The sequence below is a fragment of the Streptomyces sp. NPDC111520 genome (assembly GCF_055635295.1).
The window spans coordinates 606,641-627,417 of sequence record NZ_JBVKBW010000001.1 but is presented as its reverse complement, the minus strand read 5'-3'; the positions used below and the strand labels follow the sequence as shown (position 1 = coordinate 627,417).

Annotated in this window: 13 protein-coding genes; 5 read left to right on the top strand and 8 right to left on the bottom strand. The window is 74.8% G+C overall.

What is annotated here, in order from left to right:
- Positions 1 to 114 precede the first annotated feature (114 nt).
- The 4 genes from ACZ7MY_RS02875 to ACZ7MY_RS02860 all read right to left on the bottom strand — a co-directional run bounded on the left by ACZ7MY_RS02875 (position 115) and on the right by ACZ7MY_RS02860 (position 6,283).
- The gene (locus ACZ7MY_RS02875) at positions 115 to 1,494 is read right to left on the bottom strand and encodes an FtsX-like permease family protein (RefSeq protein ID WP_499598992.1); all 1,380 of its coding nucleotides are present in this window, start codon (positions 1,492 to 1,494) and stop codon (positions 115 to 117) included.
- Entirely contained in the window at positions 1,491 to 2,186 is a 696-nt protein-coding gene (locus ACZ7MY_RS02870) for an ABC transporter ATP-binding protein (protein WP_499598991.1), read from the bottom strand. The genes ACZ7MY_RS02875 and ACZ7MY_RS02870 overlap by 4 nt, the downstream gene beginning before the upstream one ends.
- Positions 2,183 to 2,722 (bottom strand): PadR family transcriptional regulator, encoded by a 540-nt coding sequence (locus ACZ7MY_RS02865; protein ID WP_499598990.1) that lies wholly within the window; start codon positions 2,720 to 2,722, stop codon positions 2,183 to 2,185. The genes ACZ7MY_RS02870 and ACZ7MY_RS02865 overlap by 4 nt, the downstream gene beginning before the upstream one ends.
- A gap of 120 nt (positions 2,723 to 2,842) precedes the next feature.
- Positions 2,843 to 6,283: a beta-N-acetylglucosaminidase domain-containing protein gene (locus ACZ7MY_RS02860; RefSeq protein ID WP_499598989.1), complete on the bottom strand. Its 3,441-nt coding sequence runs from the start codon at positions 6,281 to 6,283 to the stop codon at positions 2,843 to 2,845.
- A gap of 195 nt (positions 6,284 to 6,478) precedes the next feature.
- Between ACZ7MY_RS02860 and pepN the strand changes: the two genes are divergently transcribed.
- Entirely contained in the window at positions 6,479 to 9,049 is a 2,571-nt protein-coding gene (gene pepN / locus ACZ7MY_RS02855; protein ID WP_499598988.1) for an aminopeptidase N, read from the top strand.
- Between the two features lie 181 nt (positions 9,050 to 9,230).
- On the opposite strand, the gene ACZ7MY_RS02850 is transcribed toward pepN, so the two are convergent.
- From ACZ7MY_RS02850 to ACZ7MY_RS02840, 3 genes are all read right to left on the bottom strand, one after another.
- Positions 9,231 to 9,467, bottom strand: coding sequence for a hypothetical protein (locus ACZ7MY_RS02850; RefSeq protein ID WP_499599376.1), 237 nt, complete (start codon positions 9,465 to 9,467; stop codon positions 9,231 to 9,233).
- 48 nt (positions 9,468 to 9,515) lie between these two features.
- Positions 9,516 to 11,600 (bottom strand): 4-alpha-glucanotransferase, encoded by a 2,085-nt coding sequence (gene malQ, locus ACZ7MY_RS02845; RefSeq protein WP_499598986.1) that lies wholly within the window; start codon positions 11,598 to 11,600, stop codon positions 9,516 to 9,518.
- Positions 11,601 to 12,027: 427 nt separating this feature from the next.
- Positions 12,028 to 13,467 (bottom strand): amidase, encoded by a 1,440-nt coding sequence (locus ACZ7MY_RS02840; RefSeq protein WP_499598985.1) that lies wholly within the window; start codon positions 13,465 to 13,467, stop codon positions 12,028 to 12,030.
- Positions 13,468 to 13,563: 96 nt separating this feature from the next.
- Between ACZ7MY_RS02840 and ACZ7MY_RS02835 the strand changes: the two genes are divergently transcribed.
- From ACZ7MY_RS02835 to ACZ7MY_RS02825, 3 genes are read left to right on the top strand one after another with little or no spacing between them, the layout of a single operon-like run.
- Positions 13,564 to 14,088: a sigma-70 family RNA polymerase sigma factor gene (locus ACZ7MY_RS02835; RefSeq protein ID WP_499599355.1), complete on the top strand. Its 525-nt coding sequence runs from the start codon at positions 13,564 to 13,566 to the stop codon at positions 14,086 to 14,088.
- The gene (locus ACZ7MY_RS02830; RefSeq protein ID WP_499598984.1) at positions 14,085 to 14,762 is read left to right on the top strand and encodes a hypothetical protein; all 678 of its coding nucleotides are present in this window, start codon (positions 14,085 to 14,087) and stop codon (positions 14,760 to 14,762) included. Before ACZ7MY_RS02835 ends, ACZ7MY_RS02830 begins: the two co-directional genes overlap by 4 nt.
- Positions 14,763 to 14,776: 14 nt before the next feature.
- Positions 14,777 to 15,241: a hypothetical protein gene (locus ACZ7MY_RS02825; RefSeq protein WP_499598982.1), complete on the top strand. Its 465-nt coding sequence runs from the start codon at positions 14,777 to 14,779 to the stop codon at positions 15,239 to 15,241.
- A 61-nt stretch (positions 15,242 to 15,302) separates the two neighbouring features.
- Here the strand turns inward: ACZ7MY_RS02825 and ACZ7MY_RS02820 are convergent, their stop codons facing one another.
- The gene (locus ACZ7MY_RS02820) at positions 15,303 to 18,620 is read right to left on the bottom strand and encodes a S8 family serine peptidase (RefSeq protein ID WP_499598980.1); all 3,318 of its coding nucleotides are present in this window, start codon (positions 18,618 to 18,620) and stop codon (positions 15,303 to 15,305) included.
- Between the two features lie 407 nt (positions 18,621 to 19,027).
- Between ACZ7MY_RS02820 and ACZ7MY_RS02815 the strand changes: the two genes are divergently transcribed.
- Positions 19,028 to 20,776, top strand: coding sequence for a TIGR03767 family metallophosphoesterase (locus tag ACZ7MY_RS02815; RefSeq protein WP_499598979.1), 1,749 nt, complete (start codon positions 19,028 to 19,030; stop codon positions 20,774 to 20,776).
- The last annotated feature ends 1 nt before the right edge of the window (position 20,777 follow it).

Here is a 20,777-nt window from a genome sequence, read left to right as displayed (position 1 = left end):
TCGTGTTGTCCTGACCCGTTCCTGACCTGTTCCTGACCTGTTCCTGACCGGGCCCAGGGCCCCGGACCGCACCCCCGTGCCGGTCCGGGGCCCCCTTCCGGTGCCCTGCGCCCGCTACTCGTGGCGCAGCTGCGCCGGGTGCACGGTGCGCCGCAGCAGCGGCAGGCAGGCCGCGGTCGCCAGCAGTGCGGCGGCCAGGAGCCCGCCGGTGAGCAGTGCCGGCTCCAGCAGGGGCAGGGCGCGCCGCTCGGCGTTGAGCAGGACGGGCGAGACCAGTGTCAGGCCGCAGACGGCGCCCAGCACGAGCGCGGGGGCGAGGGGCAGCGCGGTCTCCAGCAGTGTGGCGCGCCACAGCACCTTCCGGGGCGTGCCCGCCGCGGCGAGTGCGGCCAGGGTCCGGCGCCGGGTCATCAGCGACTCCACGACGCCCACCGCGACGCCGCTTACGGTGACCGCACTGGCGATCAGGATGGCGAGCCCCGCCAGGTTCCAGCCGCCGATGTGGAAGGCGACGTCGGCGGCGCTGTAGCCGCTCTCCGCGCGCAGTCTGTCCACCGTCACCCGGCGCGCGGTCACCCAGCCCGCGCCGACCAGCGCCGCGAGCATCAGCACCGCGTGGGCCCGCGACGCGGCCCAGGGGTCGTTCCGCAGCCGTTGCCCGGCGATCAGCAGCACCGGGCGGCCCGACCGGGCGGCCAGCCTCCCCGTGAGCAGCGCGAACCCGGCGCTGCTGTGGAGCAGCCCGTAGACGTAGAGCGCGAGGATCACCGGCCCCACCACCAGCGGCGCCGGCGCCACCCGCGTCCCCGCCGGCATCAGCGCGGTCCCCGCCAGCAGCGCCACCGGGCCCAGCAGCCAGCGGATCGCCCCGCCGCGCGGCGGGCGCCGCTTCGCCAGCACGCCCAGCGGGTCGACGGCCGACCGGCGGAGGGTGAACCGCGCCTCCAAAGTGGCCAGCACCGGCACCGCGAGGACGACCAGGGCGGCCGCAAGCCACGGCACCGGCACATCGGTGGGCCAGGTCAGCGCCCCGCGGTCGCCCTGCACCGCCGTGAGCAGGGCGCGCAGCACCAGGAAGCCCAGCAGCCCGGCCACCGCCCCCAGGCCGCCCGCGGCGCCCGCCTCCAGTGCGGCGATCCGCCGGACCTGCCGCGGGCCGGCCCCGGACAGGCGGAGTGCGGCCAGCCGGTGCTCCCGCCGCAGCGCCCCGATCCGGGTGCACTGGCCGAGGAAGGCGAGCACCGGAAGCAGGAGCAGCAGGAGCACCACGACGACCCCCGGCCGCAGCCCGGCGCTGTTGAGCAGGCCGTTGGTGTACCGGGGAGGGCCGCCCCCGTACCGGGTGCCGATCACGGCCACGACCGCGGCCGCCAGCGCGAAGCCCGTGCCGAGGGCCGCGCCGAGCGCGGTCAGCGCCAGACGCCACCACTCACTGCGCGGGGAGCCCCGCAGCAGTGCCCAGGCCAGCAGGGCGTCCCCCCGCAGCCCCCTCACCGGGTCACCTCCGCGGCGGGCTCGTCCTCGGTCTCGACGACGCCGTCCCGGACGGTCGCCTCGCGGTCCGCGTACGCCGCGACCTGGGCGTCGTGCGTGATCAGCAGCACGGCGGTGCCGGACTCGCGGGCGGCGTGGACCAGCGCCGTCATGACCTGCTCGCCGGCGAGGGAGTCCAGGGCGCCGGTCGGCTCGTCAGCGAAGACCGCCTTGGGCGTGGTGACCATGGCGCGGGCCAGGGCGACGCGCTGGCCCTGGCCGCCGGACATCTCGCCGGGGCGCAGTCCGGCCTGGCCCAGGACGCCGAAGCGCTCCAGCCAGGTGCGGGCACTCCTGTGGGCCGCGGCACGCGAGGTCCCGGCCAGCAGCAGTGGCAGGGCCACGTTGTCGAGGGCGGTCAGTTCGCCGACCAGTTGCCCGAACTGGAAGACGACGCCGAAGTCGGTGCGCCGCAGGGTGGAGCGGCGGTTCTCGCCCGCCTGGTCGAGGCGCTCGACGCCGTAGTGGATCTCGCCCTCGTCGGGCCGGACGATGCCGGACATGCAGTGCAGCAGCGTGGACTTGCCGCTGCCGCTCGGTCCGGTGACGGCCAGCACCTCCCCGGGCAGTAGGCGCAGCGAGGCGCCGCGCAGGGCGTCGGTGGTGCCGTACCGCTTGACGAGGCCGTGTGCCTCGATCAGAGGTGTCGTCATGTTGAGGTGACCTCCTCGGCCAGTGCGCCGAGGCGCTGCGCGGCGTTGTCCATCCAGCGCAGGTCGGCGTCGAGATGGGTGAGGGCGTAGTCGGCGGAGAGCACGGCCGCCAGCGGGGCGCCGGCCGTGGTCTTCACGGTGGTCAGCTCGCGCATCCGCGCGAGGTGGGCGGCGCGCTGGAGGCGCAGGAAGGCGGCCGGGTCGCCGTAGCCGGAGGCGATGATCGCCGTGACCTTGGCGAAGATCTCGTTGGCCGCGCTGACCGGCGCGGGCGGTACGGGCTCGCCGAGCCAGGTCCGCAGGGTCTGCGAGCCGCGCTCGGTGAGCCGGTAGGTGGTGCGCTCCGGGCCGCCGTCGCTCTCCGTGGCGTCGACCTCGGCGAGGCCGTCGCGCACCAGGCGCTGCAGGCTCGTGTAGACCTGTCCGTAGGCGAGGGGGCGGGCTTCGGGGAAACGTTCGTCGTGCCGCCGCTTGAGGTCGTAGCCGTGGCCAGGACCGGCGGCGAGCAGACCCAGCAGGACGTTGCCGGTGCTCACGCGACGCCCCCCTCCTTCTATTCACTCAATACATGTACTGAGTGAATAGTTGCACCCGCACGGCCGTCGCGCAACGGCCCCAGGAAAGTGGTGGGTTGGGGAGGGCGGGCGGTCGCCGGCTCAGCCGGTGACGGCGTACGCCTGCAGCGAGTACAGCGAGTAGCCGTACTTGGTTCCGCGCTCCAGCCCCTGCACCCGGATGAAGCGCGTGCCGGAGGGGGCGTCCAGCCGTACGGACTCGGTGCCGCCGCGGCCGTCGGAGACCACCGCCGCGGTGTGCCAGCTCTGCCCGTCGGCCGAGGTCAGGATCGTGTAGCGGGAGGCGTACGCGTCCTGCCAGCGCAGCACCACCCGGCCGACCCTGGCGGTCCGCGGCAACTCGGCCTGCACCCAGGCGTCGTCCCGCACGGGGGAGGACCAGCGGGTCGCCGGGTCGCCGTCGGTCAGCGCCGAGGCCGGGAAGTCCGGCGTCTCGTCACCGGAGGAGGTGGCCGGGGCGCCCGCGGCGAGGTCGGGCCCGCCGGTGCGCGGACGGGCGTGCACGGTGACGGTCTGCCGCACGGTACGGCCCTCGGCGCGGAACACCAGCGGCACCTCGTACACCCCGGGGGCGCCGTCCGTCGGCAGGGACAGCCGCACCGGGACCACCACCTTGCCGCCGCGCGGCAGTCGCACCGTCCCGGGCGTCACGACCGCCACGCCCGGGGGCGCCTCGGCGGTCAGCGACACCTCGGCCGCCGCCGGTGAGTCGTCGGTCAGCTCGGCGGTGACGGTCGCGGGGGCGCCGCCGAGTTCGAGGTCGGTCTCCGTGCGGTCCAGGGTCATCCGGGCCGCGGGCCGGTCCGCGTACCAGGGCACGATCTCGTGGACGACCGGCGGGCGGGCCCCCTCCGACGCCATGACCCGCACCGCGTCGGCCGGCAGGCCCCGCGCCGGCAGTTCGGTCCAGCCGCCGCCCAGCGAACCGAGCCGGTGCCAGCCCTGGCCGGGCACCCGCACCTCCACCGACCCGGCGGCACCGGGCCCGGTGTCGGTGAGCACGGTCAGCGCCTCCAGCGGGCGGGCCGATCCGTACTCCAGGGTCAGCCCCCCGGCGGGCACGCGGACGGTGGTGGTGGCGTCGCCGTCGGAGGCCGCCAGGGACGAGGGGTCGGCCGCGAAGGCACCGGAAGTGCCGTCGTCCTCGGTGGTCACGGTGAACTCCCGCACCGACACGGCGTTCTCCTGCGGCGCGGTCGCGCGCAGCCGCACGTACCGCGCCCGGGTGCCCTCGGGCAGCCGCACGGTCACGGTGCGGTCGTCGTGCACCGTGGCGGCGGTCCGCCAGCCGCCCTCGTCGCCCGCCGAGTACTCCAGCACCGCCTCGCGCAGGTAGTCGCCCCGCTCGGGGCCGGGCTGCGCGGCGCCCATGGCGACCCGCACGGAGTGGATCGTGCGGGTGCCGCCCAGGTCGACCCCGAAGGCGTCGTCCTGCTGCGGCGGGGCGTCGCTGGCCCAGGAGGTGCCGTCCTTGCCGTCGGTCATCAGCGACGGGTCGGTCGACCGCGCCGAGCCGAGGGTGGCGGTGGCCTTGCGGCCCGTGGTGCGCACGCCGGTCCACGCGTCCGCCGTGGCCAGCGACGTGGCGAGGAACGGGTCGAGCACGCCCTGGCCGACGGTGGCCGGGCTGTCCGCTGTTCGCCGGCGGGCCCGCTCCAGCGCCAGCCGGTGCCTCCAGGCCCCGGTGCCGTCGCCGGCGCGCAGCGCCACCAGCATGTCGACGGCGTGTTCGCCCGCCGAACCGTAGCGGGCCAGCCGGCTCAGCCACGGCCGCAGCTCGCCGCCGAGGGAACCGCCCGCCGGCCCGTCCAGCTGTTCCGGGGCGCCGCGCATCGTGGTGAACTCCGCGCGCAGCCGGGTGGCGGCCGCCGCCACGCGGTCAGGGCCGCCGTGCGCGTAGGCGTCCAGGAACTCCGCGATGAGCGGCCGCAGGTACGCCGACTCCGACCCGTCCAGCGCCGAGGAGGCCGCGTTGCCCGCCAGGGCGCGCAACGCGTCCCGCGCCCCGGGGTCGGGGCCCGCCAGGTCGTCGATCGCGGCACGCCAGGACGCGGCGCGGTCGTACCCGCGCGGGTTCCACGCGTAGTCGGCGACGGTGAACAGCGCGATCCGGGAGGCGGCGGGCTGCCGCATCGCCGCCGCCAGCAGGCCCGCGGTGGCCGTCGCGACCGCGGGCTCGCGTCCGGTGTACGGGCCGAGGAAGACCCGGTCCTCGGCGAAGTCGTTGACCGGGTAGTCGTCCATCGTCAGCAGCGGGTGCTGCAGCGCCGCCCGCGCGTCGGCGACCTGCCGTCCGGTGATCTCCCCCGGGACGACTCCGACGCCCGTCCACGCCACCTCCACCCGCCGGTCGAGCTCCCGGGCCAGCGCGCGGCGGAAGTCGGTGGCACCGTCCTGGTAGTACTCCGTCGGCAGCAGCGACAGCGGCACCGCGGCCCGGTGGCGCTCCGCCAGGTGGACGGCGAGCGCGTCGGCCACCTCGGCCTGCGCCCGGGCGGCGGCCGCCGGGCCGTCGCCGTAGGCGTCCGCGTCGTCGTCGCAGTGCCACTCGCTGTAGCTCACGTCCTGGAACTGCAACTGGAAGGCGCGGACTCCCAGCGCCCACATCGCGTCGGCCTTGCGCAGCAGCGCCCTGCGGTCGTCCTGCGAGGAGAAGCACAATGCCTGGCCCGGCGACACGGCCCAGGCCAGGGTCACGTGGTTGGCCCGGGCCCGCTCGGCCAGTTCGCGGAACTCCGCGCGGCGCGCCGCCGGGTAGGGCTCGCGCCAGCGCTCCTGGCGGTAGGGGTCGTCGCCGGGGGCGTACAGGTAGCGGTTCTGCTTGGTGCGGCCGAGGAAGTCCATCTGGGCGAGGCGCTGTTCCCGGGTCCAGGGCTCGCCGTAGAAGCTCTCGGCGACGCCGCGGGTCGCGGCCGCCGGCCAGTCGCGGACGACGACGCCCGGCAGGCGGCGCCCGGTCGCGAGTTGGCGGAGCGTCTGCACCGCGTGGAACAGGCCGTCCCCGCCCGTCCCGTCCAGCGCGACGACCTCGTGGCCGCCGGTACGGCCCACGGCCAGCCGGTAGCCGCCGGAGGGCAGGTCCCCGGTGGGCGCGGCGCCCAGGGCGCGCAGCGCGCCGGCGGCCCGCGGGCCGCCGGCGTACACCACCAGCCCGCGCGGTCCGGCGGCGTCCTCGTGGAGCGTGGTCACGCCCGCGCCGCGCAGGACCGCGCGGAGGGCGTCCAGGGCGTACGGGTCGGCACCCGGCCCCGCGACCAGGGTCGCCGTGTCCGGCACGGCGACGGAGGTGCCGCGGGCGCGCAGCGACTGCGGCCTGGGGTGGACGGCCGGCAGGGCGCCGTCCGTCGCGGTGCCGTTCGTCGCGGTGTAGGCCGTCGCGGTGCCGTCCGCCACGCCGGACGCCGCCGAAGGGGTGGCGGGCGGGGTGGCCAGGGCGACCGGTGCGGTCCCGAGCAGTCCGCCGACGACGGCGGCGAGGAGTGCCGCCGTGCGGGTCGAGGCGGTTCTCCTGCCCGGGGTCATGGTCCGACAGCCCATCACCCGCACGGAGGGCGTGTCAACGGGCGGACGCGCCCCCTCCGCCCCGTGCGCGCGGCCCGTACCGCCGGTAGTCGGCGGCGGCCGGGGACACGGCCGGACCGCCGAGGGAAAACCCCCGGCCGTCCCACCCCTCCCGCGTGCGAGGATGGCCGAAAACCCGACGAAGGAGACGGACACGTGCCCGGCACGAACCTCACACGCGAGGAGGCGCGGCAGCGAGCGCGCCTGCTCACCGTGGACACGTACGACATCGAGCTCGACCTGAGCGGGGCCCAGGAGGGCGGCACCTTCCGGTCGGTGACCACGGTGCGCTTCGGCTCCGCCGAGGCGGGTGCCTCGACCTTCATCGACCTGGTCGCCCCCGCCGTCCACGAGGTGGTGCTCAACGGCACCGCACTGGACCCGGCCGAGGTCTTCGCGGACAGCCGCATCGCCCTGCCGTCGCTTCAGGCCGGCGCCAACGAGCTGCGGGTCGTCGCGGACGCGGCGTACACCAACACCGGCGAGGGCCTGCACCGCTTCGTCGACCCGGTCGACAAGCAGGCCTACCTCTACACCCAGTTCGAGGTCCCGGACGCCCGCCGGGTCTTCACCTGCTTCGAGCAGCCCGACCTCAAGGCGACCTTCACCTTCACCGTGAAGGCCCCGGCCGGGTGGACGGTCGTCTCCAACTCCCCGACCCCCGAGCCGGCCGGCGACACGTGGAGCTTCGCGCCCACCCCGCGCATCTCCACCTACATCACCGCGCTGATCGCCGGTCCGTACCACGCCGTGCACAGCACCTGGGAGGGCGAGGGCGGCCGCAGCGTGCCGCTGGCCCTGTACTGCCGCCCGTCGCTGACGGAGTTCCTCGACGCCGACGCCATCTTCGCGGTCACCCGGCAGGGCTTCGACTGGTTCGAGGAGAAGTTCGACTTCCCCTACCCCTTCGCGAAGTACGACCAGCTCTTCGTGCCGGAGTTCAACGCCGGCGCCATGGAGAACGCGGGCGCGGTCACCATCCGCGACCAGTACGTCTTCCGTTCCAAGGTGACCGACGCCGCCTACGAGGTGCGCGCCGAGACGATCCTCCACGAGCTGGCCCACATGTGGTTCGGCGACCTGGTCACCATGGAGTGGTGGAACGACCTCTGGCTCAACGAGTCGTTCGCCACCTACACCTCCATCGCCTGCCAGGCCTACGCGCCCGGCAGCAGGTGGCCGCACTCCTGGACGACCTTCGCCAACTCCATGAAGACCTGGGCGTACCGGCAGGACCAGCTGCCGTCCACCCACCCGATCATGGCGGAGATCAACGACCTCCAGGACGTGCAGGTCAACTTCGACGGCATCACCTACGCCAAGGGCGCCTCGGTCCTGAAGCAGCTGGTGGCCTACGTCGGCATGGACGCGTTCTTCACCGGCGTCCAGGCGTACTTCAAGCGCCACGCCTGGAAGAACACCCGCCTGACCGACCTGCTGTCCGCCCTGGAGGAGACCTCCGGCCGCGACCTGAAGACCTGGTCGAAGAAGTGGCTGGAGACGGCCGGCATCAACATCCTCCGCCCGGAGATCGAGACCGCGGCCGACGGCACCATCACCTCCTTCGCCGTTCGCCAGGAGGCCCCGGCGCTGCCGGCCGGTGCCAAGGGCGAGTCGATCCTGCGGCCGCACCGCATCGCGGTCGGCGCGTACGACCTCCAGGACGGCAAGCTGGTGCGCGTGCAGCGCGTCGAGCTGGACGTCGACGGCGAGCTGACCGCGGTGCCGGAGTTCACCGGCGTCAAGCGCCCGGCCGTCGTGCTGCTCAACGACGACGACCTGTCCTACGCCAAGGTGCGCCTGGACGAGGCCTCGCTGGCCACCGTCCGCGAGCACCTCGGCGACTTCACCGAGTCGCTGCCGCGCGCCCTGGTGTGGGCGGCCGCGTGGGACATGACCCGCGACGGCGAACTCGCCACTCGCGACTACCTGGAGCTGGTGCTCTCCGGCATCGGCAAGGAGTCCGACATCGGCGTCGTGCAGTCCCTGCACCGCCAGGTGAAGACGGCGCTGGAGCTGTACGCCGCGGACGGGTGGCGCGAGACGGGCCTCGCCCGCTGGACGGAGGCGGCGCTGGAGCACCTGCGCGCGGCCGCCCCCGGCAGCGACCACCAGCTCGCCTGGGCCCGCGCGTTCGCCGCGACGGCCCGCACCAAGGAGCAGCTGGACCTGATCGCGGGGCTGCTCGGCGGCACCGAGACGATCGAGGGCCTGGCCGTCGACACCGAGCTGCGCTGGTCCCTCCTGGAGCGGCTGGCGGCCACCGGCCGTGCCGACGAGGAGGCCATCGCCGCGGAGCTCGGCCGGGACGCCACGGCGGCCGGCGAGCGGCACGCGGCCACCGCGCGCGCCGCGCGTCCCACGGCCGAGGCGAAGGCCGCGGCGTGGGCCTCGGTCGTCGAGGCGGAGACGCTCACCAACGCCGTCCAGGAGGCGGTCATCGCGGGCTTCTCCGAGCCCGACCAGCGCGAGCTGCTGGCGCCGTACACGCAGCGCTACTTCGCGGCGGTCTCGGACGTCTTCGGCTCCCGCAGCCACGAGATGGCCCAGCAGATCATCGTCGGCCTCTACCCGGCGCTCCAGGTCTCCCAGGAGACCCTGGACGCCACCGACGCCTGGCTGGCGGCGGCCGATCCGGCGCCCGCGCTGCGGCGCATGGTGACGGAGTGCCGTGCCGGGGTCGAGCGGGCCCTGAAGGCCCGGGCCGCGGACGCGGCGGCCGGCTGACCGTCACCCGGAGCCGGACGAGGCCCCCCGCGGCGCACCGCCGCGGGGGGCCTCGTGTCCTTGCGGCGCTCCTCCCGACCGGGGGCCGACGCGCCGTCCGGGCGGGCACCGGCGGCGGCCGGGAACGCCTGAGACCGGGCCGTGGTGCTCCGCGGCCCGGTCAGCGAGGTGCGAAAAGGGGTCAGCCCTGGGTCTTGCGGGACTTGTCGGTCACCATGACCAGGCCCGCGATGACCAGGAACAGGACGACCGGCAGGACGAGGTACAGGCCCAGCGTCTCGACCACGCTCAGGCCGGGACCCGGGTCGTCGCCGTCGTCGCGGGTGTTCGCGAACGCGGGGGACGACATCAGCAGCATCAGCGCCGTGCCGGCCGTCACGGCACCGGCGCGCAGGGCGTTCTTGTTGGGCTTGTCCACGCTCTCAAAGTAGCGAACGCTCCCGCGGCCCGCGCGTCCGGGGTGGTGTTACGGCCCGTCCGGCCCCGCCATCGCGGTCCGCACCTCGTGCGCCAGCGCGTGCAGCCGCGGCGAGGCCGTCAGCTGCTCCAGGGTGAGCGGCCGTCCCTCCGGGTCCGCGACCGGAAGCCGCCAGTTGGGGTACTCGTCCCAGGTGCCCGGCAGGTTCTGCGGACGGCGGTCGCCGACCCCGTCCGGCAGCCACACCCCTACCATCCGGGCCGGCGTCCGGGCCAGGAAGCGGTGGACGGCCTTCACGACCGCCTCCTCGTCCCGGGTGCCCTCCGGCAGCATGCCGAGCCGGCCGAGCAGCGCCAGCCACTCCGCGACCTCCACCGCGTCCTCGGCCTGCTCCACCTCCAGCGGCCGGGTCAGCAGCCCCAGCCGGTGCCGCAGCCCCACGTGCTCCCCGGTCAGCCGGGCGGTCGTCGTGGGCAGGTCGTGGGTGGTCACCGTGGCCAGCGCGTCCGCCCGCCAGGCCGAGGGCGGCAGCGGCCGGGCGTGCGCGGAACCGCGGGCCCCCTCCCAGTCCCGCTCGAACCAGAGCACCGACGTGCCGAGGATGCCCCGGTCGGCCAGCTCCTCGCGGACGCCCGGCTCGACCGTGCCGAGGTCCTCCCCTATGACCACGGCACCGGCGCGCCGCGCCTCCAGCGCGAGGACCCCGAGCATCGCCTCCGCGTCGTAACGGACGTACGCGCCCTGCGTCGGCGGCTCGCCCTCGGGCACCCACCACAGGCGGAACAGCCCCATCACGTGGTCGATGCGCAGGCCCCCGGCGTGCCGCAGCACGTTGCGCAGCAGGTCGCGGTAGGGCGCGTAGCCCGTGGCGGCCAGGGCGTCCGGGCGCCACGGCGGCAGGCCCCAGTCCTGGCCGTGGGCGTTGAAGGCGTCCGGTGGCGCGCCGACCGACATCCCGTGGGCGAGGGCGTCCTGCAGCGCCCAGGCGTCGGAACCGGAGGGGTGCACCCCGACCGCGAGGTCATGGACGATGCCGACCGCCATGCCCGCGTCCCGTGCCGCACGCTGCGCCGCGGCCAGCTGGGCGTCCGTCAGCCAGGCCAGCCAGCAGTGGAAGTCGACCTGGTCCAGCCGCTCGCCGCGGAGCCGCGCGACCTGCCCCGAGCGCGGGTCGCGCAGCCCCGCCGGCCAGCGGTGCCAGTCCGGGCCGTGCAGCTCGGCCAGCATCGACCAGGTGGCGTGGTCGTCCAGCGCCTGCCCCTGGTCCGCGAGGAAGTCGCAGTACGCGGCCCGCCGTCCCGGCGACAGCGGCACCTTGCGGACCAGCGCGAGCGCCTCGCGCTTCAGCTCCCAGACCGCGTCCCGGTCGATCAGGGCGTCCTTGAGCAGCACCGAGTCGCGCAGCACCGCCGCCTTGCGCAGCAGGTCGGCCGCCCGCTCGCGGTCGTCGGCGTCGAGGTAGGCGTACTCGGGGATCTCCTCCACCCGCAGGTACACCGGGTCCGGGAAGCGCCGCGAGGAGGGGCGGTACGGCGACGGGTCCGTCGGATGTCCGGGCACGGCCACGTGCAACGGGTTGACCTGCAGGAAGCCCGCGTGCAGCGCCCGGCCCGTCCACGCCGCGAGGTCCGCGAGGTCCCCGAGGTCGCCCATGCCCCAGGACCGCGAGGACAGCACGGAGTACAGCTGCGCCATGAAGCCCAGGACCCGTTCCGGGGGGCCGGGCAGCCGTTCCGGCGCCACGACGAGCTGCGCCTGCGCGCCGCGCCCGTCGGGTGCCTGCGCGCGCAGCACGTGCCGCCCCACGGGCAGCGCCGCTTCCCCGTCCCAGGAGGTCTCGGTGCCGTCCTCCGTGGTCAGCCGCAGCACGGTGCCCTCGGGCAGCCGGTGCCGCAGCGGACGTCCGCTGCGCATCACGACGCTGCGGGGGAGCAGCCGGCGCCCCGTGCGGTGGTCGTGCTCGGCCAGCGCGCTCCGCACGGCCGCCGGGGTCGAGGCGTCGACGCCCAGCGCGGCCAGCACCGCCACGACCGTCCCGTCCGGCACGCGCACCTCGCGGTCCGGCGACGGACGGTAGGTGACGTCCACCCCGTGCAGCGCGGCGAGTCTGTCCCGGTCGGCGGCTTCGGTCATGGGATGCCCTCCTGGGGCGTCATCGCGGGTGCGCGTTCTCCGGACAGCCTCAGCCATACCCACTGCGTGGCGGAGCAGTCGCGTTCCGTGCACACGCCCCCACCCGAGAGTGGCGCCCTCGGCCGCACCGGACGCCGCGTCCTCCCCGCGGGGGCGGACCCGGTCAGGTGCCGGCCCACCGTCCCCCGAACGGCCCAGGCGGGTGGGGGGGCGTGTTGCTTCGTGCCGGGTGCGGGTGCGGGTGCGGGTGCGGGGCGCGCGACGCGAACGCCGGCGACGGGCGGCTGCGGTCCCGGGCGCACCGGGGCCCGACGCGGGGCGCGCTTCGCACCCAAGGCACCGCCGTGCCCGTCTGCCGGACGGCCCAGGCGGGCGGGGGGTCCGGCACGACCGGGGCGACGGTCAGGACACCCGGGCCCCGCGGGGCTCAGGCCGGCGGCCGGGCCGGTCCCGCCGGTTCGAACGCGCGGGACGTGCGGGTCCGCCAGGGGGAGGCGGCCTCCAGTTGGGCGGCGAGTGCGAGGAGGGGGCCCTCCTCGCCGTGCCGGGCGCCGAGCATCATGCCGATGGGGAGCCCCTGCGGTGACCACTCCAGCGGCAGGGACACCGCGGGCAGCCCGGCGATGTTCCAGGGCGCGGTGAACGGCGTGAACGCCAGTTGCGCCGCGAAGTCGGCCTCCGGGTCGGCGTCGTCGCGCAGGGCGCCCACCGGGGCGGGCGGCTGCGCCAGCGTCGGGGTGAGCACCGCGTCGTACGGCTCGACGGCGTCGGCCAGTTTGCGGCCCACCGCCTGCATGACGCCCAGCGTGCGCGCGTAGTCGAGGCCGCCCACGTCCTGCCCCTGGGCCCGCAGCCACCGCGTGAGCGGCAGCAGCTCCCCCTCGCGCTCCGGCGGCACGGGCGTCAGCGCGGCCAGCACGGCCCACACCGGGGTGAACGCGTCGCGGTCGCCCGGGGCGAGCGGCTGCGGCACGTCCACGACCTCGTGCCCGAGCCCGGCCAGCAGCGCCGAGGTGCGCTCGTACGCCGCCAGCACCTGCGGGGCGACCTCCACGCCCGCCACGTCCGGCACCGCCCAGCGGGCGATCCGCAGCCGCCCCGGTTCCCGTTCGCACCACCGCAGGAAGGAGCGCTCCGGCGACGGCAGCCGGAAGGGGTCGCCCGGCGCGGGCACGGCCAGCACGTCGAGCAGGGCCGCGGTGTCGCGGACCGTGCGCGCGATGGGCCCGTTGACGGCGAGGCCGCTCGCGTCGCCCCAGGGCGCGGGGCTCACCCGGCCCCGGCTCGGCTTGAGCCCGACGACCCCGCAGCAGCTCGCCGGGATGCGGAGGGAGCCGCCCCCGTCGCTGCCGTGCGCCGCCGCCGCGAGTCCGGCCGCCACGGCCGCGGCCGCGCCGCCGCTGCTGCCGCCCGCGCCGCGCGCCAGGTCGTACGGGGTACGGGCCGGCGGGCCCACGGCGCCCTCGGTGTAGGCGGGCAGCCCGAACTCGGGGGTGTTGGTCTTCCCGGTCAGGACGGTCCCGGCGTCCCGCAGCAGGCGGACGAGGTACGCGTCCTGGTCGGCCACCCGGTCGGCGAGGACCGCCGAGCCGGAGGTGAAGCGCACCCCGGCGACCGGCGTCAGGTCCTTCACCGGCACCGGCACGCCGAGCAGCGGCGGGAGCGGTCCGCCCTCCTTGAGCAGGCGCTCGGCGCGCCGCGCGTCCGCGAGGGCGCGTTCGGGCGTGACCGTCAGGTAGGCCCCGACCACGGGGTCGAGGCGCTCGATCCGGTCGAGGTAGTGGGCCGTCAGTTCCACGGGCGACAGCTCGCCCGCCCGGACGGCCGCGGCCTGTTCCAGCATCGTCAGTTCATGAGGGGCGGACACCCCGCCAGGGTAGGGCCGGACGCGGGACGGGCGGGGTGAACGTTTTCCCCCGTTGCCGCGTCATAGGGGAAATCGCGGAAGGGGAGGGGTGTGGCGCTGCTGAGACGGAGGTCCCGGCCGGGGGGCGGGGAGGACCCCCTCGCGCCGGAGCACCTCGATCGGGTTCGGGCCGTCCTGGCGCTCGGCGGGGTGCCCGCGGGGGACCTGCAGGACGGGGTGCAGCAGGTGCGGCTGAAGCTGCTGGAGCACCGGGCGGCCGGCCGCGAGCCGTTGCGGGACCCGGGGGCGTGGGCCGCCGTCGCGGCCTCCAACGTGGCGATGGACTGGCACCGTTCGCGCCGCCGGCAGGAGCGGCTCGGCGAACGCCTCGCGGCCCTGACGCCCCGGGACGAGGCCCGGCACGGCGGGGGAGAGGCGCATGTGCTGGCCCTGGCGGTCGCCGACGGACTGCAGGAACTGCCGCCGCGGCAGCGGCAGGTGCTGACGCTGCGGTTCTACGCCGACCTGCCCGTGGCCGAGATCGCCGCGGCGCTCGGCGTCCCGGAGGGCACGGTCAAGAGCCGGCTGCACGCAGCCGTCCGCGCGCTGCGCGGCCGGCTGCACACCAAGGAGGTGGTGTGACGATGCGCGGGGACGAGTGCGAGGACCACGGGGCGGACGAGGCGCTGGCGGCCGCCCTCGTGGACGCGCCGCCGGACGGGGCCGCGGGCGGGGAGGAGTACGCCGCGGCGCGCGCCGACGTGGATCTGCTGCGGGCCCACGTGCGGCTGATCGGCGACACCCTTGCCGCGCGGCCCGCCGCGCCCCCGGAGCGGCGCCCTCGCGGGCGGAGGGCGTTCGCGCTGTGCCTGGCCGCGGTCGTGGCGGGCGTGGTGGGGGCCGGCGGGATCGTCCTGGCCCGGAACGCCGCGCTGGGGGACGGCTCGGCGGTGAGCGACGCGAAGCCCACGGCGGAGGGTGTCGTCGCCTGCGCGAGCGACATCGCCGAGGGCACCGTCCGCGAGGTGACGCCCGCCGCCGCGCCGGGGGACCTGCGGGTGGTGATGGACGTCGAGCGCCGTCTCAAGCCCGCCGGGGGCGGGCCGCGGCTGACGTTCACGATCCACCTCGACGACGACCACGACGACGTGGCCCCGCCTCCCGAGCCCGGGTCCCGCGTGCTGGTGCTGGTCTCCGTCCTCCCCGGGGAGCAGCCGGACTGGTACCGGGGCGCGGACATCGCCCCCGCACGCGCCTGGATGGAGCGGGCGCTCACGGCCTCCAGGGGCCTGCCGTGCGAGAGCGACACCGCATGAGGGGAGTACGGGACATGGGAAGCAGGAGGGGACCGGCCCTCACCGTGGCGGCGCTGCTCGCGCTCGCCGCGCTCGCCGGCTGCGGGACCGGCGGCGGCGAGGCCGAATCCGAGTCGGTCCGCAGCACCGACGCGGAAGTGCTGGCCTGCACCGAACTCGTCGCCGAGGGAACGGTGCTGCGGGTGACGCCGGGAGAGGCAGCGGACCGGGTGTCGGTGCGGATGGAGGTGGACCGCTACCTCAAGGGCGGGCGCGGGGACCGCCGGCTGACCTTCCCCGTAGAGCGTGACGAGGAGGGGGAGCCCGAGATGGCCGTGGGGAGCCGGGTGCTCATCAGGGTCGGGTTGCGGCCCTGGGGCTCCACCTTCGTCCACCAGGGCGAGGACATCGCCCTGACGCGGGAGTGGGTGGAGCGGGCGCTGCCCCGTTCGCGCACGCTGCGCTGCGGGGAGCAGGAGTACGAGTGGCGGCAGAGCTGAAGGGGCGGGCGCTCCGGGGAGCGCCCGCCCCTTCAGGCGGTGATCAGGCCGTGGCCGCGGGTCAGCCCGCGTTGACCTTGTCGATCAGCACGCTGCCGGTGCCGGCGGCGGTGCCGTCGGCGTTGAGCAGCTGCACCTCGCCGAAGAACTGACGTCCCTCGGGGGCCGGGGCCGCGACCATGACGTTCGCCGCGACGTTCGCGGAGGCGCCGTTGGCCAGCGGCACGGTCGCCGCCTCGTCGACGTTCACCGAGCCCAGCGTCGTCGAGTAGAAGACGTCGCGGTAGTCGTACTCGGTGGTGCCGGCCGGGACCGAGTAGCCGTCCACCTGGATGGTGTACGTGCCGGCCGCCGGGTCGGCGATGCTTACGGCCTCCTCCGAGTCGCCGTCCGCGGACTGGGCGACCTGCACGCCGTCCAGGAACACGGTCAGGTCGAGGTCGGCGGAGGTGTCGGAGGTGCCGCCGATGGCGACGTCCAGGCGGGACGCGCCCGCGGGCACGACGACCGTGCTGGTGACGCTGTCACCGTCGGCGATCGTCTTGCGCGAGGCCGCCGCGGAGCCGAGCGCGCCGCCCTTCAGCTTGCCCTGCACCGGGGCGTAGCCGTTGGTGACCTTCCACGAGACCGGGGCGGCGGTGCCGACCGTGGCCTCCTCGACGGTCTGGACCTCGGGGTCGAAGGAGACGCCGAGCGCGGTCGCGGTCAGGTTGTACGGGTTGTTCAGCACCGGCGAGGTACGACGCGCCTCGACCTCGATCTCCCACACGCCCGGGATCGGGTTGGCGTAGGAACGCAGGTCGGGACGGCACCCGTTGGTGGTGGTGTAGTTCGGGTAGCAGAACGTCGTCGTGGTGTTGTCCGCCGGGACGCCCCACGGGGTGATCGCGATGAAGCGGGTCTGGCTGCCGGTGGCCAGGCCGCCCATCTTGATCTCGAGCGTCTTGGCACCCTCGGGGACGGTCACGAAGTAGGACGTGGTGCCGTTGCGCTGCACCGAGCCCGACGCCTTGACCGCGAACGACGGCTTGGCCTGCGCGGTGGCGACGACAACGGTGTTGAGGATCTGCTGGTCGGTGCCGCGCGTCGCCGGGTCGTCGACCGTCAGGATCGCGCTGTGCAGACCGGTCGAACCGGGCTTGGCCTTGACGCGCACGGTCACCGGCTTGTTCAGCGGCAGCCACACGTTGTCGTAGTCGGCGAAGCGGAACGTGCCGTCGTTGTTCACCCAGTCCAGGTCGTGCCGGACGGACCGGTTCGGACCGGTGGTGCGGGTGATGGTGACGTCGTACGTCTTGGTCTGGCCGGCCTTCAGGCCGCCCTCGCGGTCGTAGATGCCGGTGCCGAGGCCCGGGGTCGCGAGGAGCTGCGACAGGGCCGTGGAGACCGGGGCCTTGACCGTGTAGGTGTGGGCGTTCGCGCCCGCCCTGATCAGGCGCCAGGCGTCGACGATGTCGATCAGGCCGGAGCCCTGCGCGTACGCCGGGACGTCCTTGATCTTGTGTGCCGTGCTGGTCAGCGCGGTGCGCAGGGTGGCCGGGCTCAGCGGGACGCGGGCCTGCTTGGCCGCCGACAGCAGCAGCGCGGAGGCGCCGGCCGCCTGCGGGGAGGCCATCGAGGTGCCCTGCAGCATGGCGTAGCCGGGCGGCAGGGTGTAGCCGGCCTCGGCGACCGGGCCACCGGGCTCCCAGGTCGGGATGGTGTTGATGGAGGCACCCGGCGCGGAGATGATCGGCGCGAAGCCGCCGTCCTCACGCGGGCCGCGCGAGGAGAACGGCATCATGTCGTACGCCTTGGTGACCTGCGAGCCGTAGTTGGCCGCCCAGGTCTCCTTGGAGATGGTCGCGCCGACGCTCAGGACCTTGTCGGCCAGGCCGGGGTCGCCGATGGTGTTGGCGCCGGGGCCGCTGTTGCCGGCCGAGATGACCAGCTGCACGCCGTAGTCGTCGATGAGACGGGTGTACGTCCGCGCGCGGGCGTTGTTGCCGTCGTTCAGCGCGGGGAGGCCGCCGATGGACATGTTGACGATGTCCACACCGCGGTTGACCACCAGGTCGATCATGCCCTCGGTCAGCGCGACGTTGGTGCAGCCGCCGCCCCAGGTGCAGGCGCGCGAGGAGACGATCTTCGCGCCCGGCGCGGCGCCGTTCATCTTGCCGCCGAACAGGCTGTTGGCGGCGGTGATGCCCGCGACGTGGGTGCCGTGCTCGGACTCGATGACGCCGATGTTGACGAAGTCGGCCTTCTTGCCGACCCAGGTGCCGCCGTACGGGTCCGTGGGGACGTCCTTGCGGACCTGCACCACGAAGGGGATCCGCTCGGAGATGGCGGTGGCGGGGTTGTCGGTGCCGAAGTAGCCGATCTGGAAGCCGTCCTTGTACGGCTTCATCTCGGTGTCGTCGGTGAAGTCCCCGTTGTCGTTCAGGTCGAGGCGGACGGTGCCCTTGGCCGGGTCGTACAGGACGCCCCAGTAGTCGGTGGTGTCGCCGTCGCGGTTGAGGTCACCGGCCATGTCGCCGCCGACGGTGGCCGACTCGAAGAAGACCGTGACCTGCTGCGTCGCCTCGGGGGCCGACCAGGTGCGGCCCTGGTAGCTGACGCGCGGGCCGTTGGTCATGCGGCGCCAGGTGCCGTCGCCGTCGGTGATCGGGTCGGTGGCGGTGACCCAGTCGACGATCTTGCGCTCGCCGGTGGTGGTCTTCTGCAGCGCCGGGTGGCCGAGGTCGACGCCGGAGTCGAGGATGCCGATGGTGACGCCGCGTCCGTCGGCCTTCGGGTTGTCCTTGACGAAGTCCACCGCGCCGGTCTCGAAGGCCGGCTGGTAGGGGTTCTTCGCCGGGGTCTTCGCACCGGGAGCCGGGTACGTGGCGGAGCCGTGCCCGTGGTCGTGGCCGTGGCCCTTCGAGGAGCCCTTGCCGCCGTCGGCCGACGGGGACGGGTCGTCGAGGACGATCTCCTGCTTGAGGTCGATCGCCTGCACCGACGAGAGCTTCTGCGCCGCCGCGATCGCCGCGTCCGCCTTGGCGGTGGGAACCGTGGCGCGGACGTAGCCGAGGTTGTCGTAGGTGCGGTCCACCGACGCGCCCTTGAGCGCGCCGAGCTCGTCCGAGACCTGCTCGGTGGAGCCCTTGCTGGTGGCGATCATGAGGGTGACGTTCTTCTCGCCGCCGGCCTTGGCCTCGGCGAGGAGTTCGGCGTCGGCCGCTCCGAGCTTGTCGTGCGCGGTCTTTACCGCCGCGTCCGCCGGGTCGCCGGTCGTGTCGGCGAAAGCGGTGGAGGCGGAGATTCCGGTCGTCGTCAGAGCGGCCACCAGGCCCGCCGCGAGCGCGACTCGGACCACGCGTCTCTTCCCGCGTATGTGATCGAGAGACATGGGCATCCTGTTCAAGATTTGGGCGCCAGTTGACCGACACATTGCGCCATTCGTGGGGTTGTTGGGGAGTGCCGTAGATGGCGTAAGACCGACATGACGCGAATACGTCAAGAAGCCGGGACCCCGGCCGGGGCGCGAAGCAGCCCGAACCGGTCCATTGCGCGCGGGCGTTCGGTGCTGCGGGGGACTTCCGGCGCGGGCCGCGGACACGGCGGTGGATGAACAACGGATGAGCGTCCGGACACCTGCGGACCCGGCCCCGGTGACCCGCGGGAGGACTGCTGATCCAAGTCCGCAGATGGGTGCCGGACGTTCCGTTTCCGTTGCACCGCAGGCCACCCCGGGTGCCAACGATCCGGTGAGGAGCGGCACCGCAGTGCCGCCGCAGCCACCGTCCACCGGGGGAACCCGTCATGCCTGGTCCCGTGCCCGCTGCCGCCCTCAGCCGCCGCAACGTCCTGATCGCCTCGGGTGTGACCGCCCTCGGCGCGGGGCTCGGTTTCGCCCTCGTCCCCGGCTCGGGCGACGCGACGGCCGCGCCCCCGCTCGCGGAGCCGGCCACCGGACCCGCCTCCGGCCTTCCGGCCGCCCCCACGGCACCCGCCTCGCCCGCCGCGGCGCAGCCCTACACCGCGGGCACCACCCTGCACTCCGTCGCCGCACCGCGCGGCCGGGGCGGCTACCGCCGGCTGGGCGACGGCCCCGGCTGGAAGCGGGTCACCCGGACCGAACTGGCCGCCGCCAGGAGCGGCCGCGTCGAACGCCGCACGCCCCTTTCCTGCCTGGTGCAGTTCACCGACCTGCACCTCACGGACGTGCAGAACCCGCAGCGCTACGAGTTCATGCGCTCCGCCTCCCCGGCCGGCTGGCGTCCCCAGGAGGCGCTGACCAACGCCGGCGCCGTCTCCCTGGTCGAACGGGTCAACGCGCTGCGGCACGGGCCCGCCACCGGCACGCCCATCGGCTTCGTCATGACCACCGGCGACAACACCGACAACAACTCGCGGATCGAGCTGGACTGGTTCCTCGCGGTGATGAGCGGCGGCCGCTTCACGCCCGACTCAGGCGACCCGGGCCACTACGAGGGCGTGCAGGACTCCGGCCTCAAGGGCTTCTGGCAGCCCGACGCCGCGCTGCGCGACGCCGACAAGGCGGCCGGCTACCCCCGGCTGCCCGGCTTCCTCGCCGCCGCGGTCCGCGAACTCAACAGCCCCGGTCTGCGGGTCCCGTGGTACTCCACCATCGGCAACCACGACCAGCTGTACGGCGGTTCGTACGCCGCCTCGTCCTTCTTCCACGACCTCGCGCTCGGCTCGCGGAAGTTGTTCTGGCTGCCCCCGGCCGAGGCCGAGGCCGTGGGCGACTTCCTGCGCAAGGGGCCCGACCCCCAGGGCACCCGCTTCCGCCAGGCCTGGAACCGCTACCGGAGCAGCGCCCGCACCGTCACCCCCGACGAGCGCCGCGCGCCGGTCACCCCGCGCGAGTACATCGCGGCCCACCTGGACCCGGCGCACGCCGGGGCCGGTCCGGTCGGGCACGGCTACACGACGGCCGAACTCGACTCCGGCCGGCTCTACTACACGTTCCGGATCTCCGACGGCGTCCTCGGCGTCAGCCTCGACACCACAGACCGGGGCGGCGACTACCGCGGTTCCCTCGGCACGGGCCAGCTGAACTGGCTGGACCGGACGCTCACCGAGCACGCCGACGACACCGTGCTGGTCTTCAGCCACCACCCCAGCTGGTCGATGACCAACCTGGTCCGCGACCCCGCCCGCCCCGCCGAGCGGCGGCACGGCGGCGACGAGGTGCTCGCGCTGCTCGGACGGCACCGCAACGTGGCCGCCTGGATCAACGGGCACAGCCACAAGAACAAGATCGTCCCGCACGGCAGCTTCTGGGAGGTCTCCACCGCCTCCCACGTCGACTACCCGCAGCTGGCCCGGATCATCGAGCTGACCGACAACCACGACGGCACGCTCTCGCTGCACTGCACGCTCGTGGAGTCCGCGGCCCCCTACCGCACCGACTTCTCCGACCTGTCGCAGACCGGACTCGCCGCGCTCTACCGCGAGCTCGCGTTCAACGCGCCGGGATCGCGCGCGACGCTCTCCGGCGAGCCGGGCGACCGCAACGTGGAGCTGCTGCTGAAGAAGCGCTGAC

Excerpts from the sequence above, each read along its gene's own strand:
- ACZ7MY_RS02870 (WP_499598991.1), bottom strand. The coding sequence starts at position 2,186 with ATGACGACACCTCTGATCGAGGCACACGGCCTCGTCAAGCGGTACGGC.
- ACZ7MY_RS02860 (WP_499598989.1), bottom strand. The coding sequence starts at position 6,283 with ATGACCCCGGGCAGGAGAACCGCCTCGACCCGCACGGCGGCACTCCTC.
- malQ (WP_499598986.1), bottom strand. The coding sequence starts at position 11,600 with ATGACCGAAGCCGCCGACCGGGACAGACTCGCCGCGCTGCACGGGGTG.
- ACZ7MY_RS02825 (WP_499598982.1), top strand. The coding sequence starts at position 14,777 with ATGGGAAGCAGGAGGGGACCGGCCCTCACCGTGGCGGCGCTGCTCGCG.
- ACZ7MY_RS02820 (WP_499598980.1), bottom strand. The coding sequence starts at position 18,620 with ATGCCCATGTCTCTCGATCACATACGCGGGAAGAGACGCGTGGTCCGA.
- ACZ7MY_RS02815 (WP_499598979.1), top strand. The coding sequence starts at position 19,028 with ATGCCTGGTCCCGTGCCCGCTGCCGCCCTCAGCCGCCGCAACGTCCTG.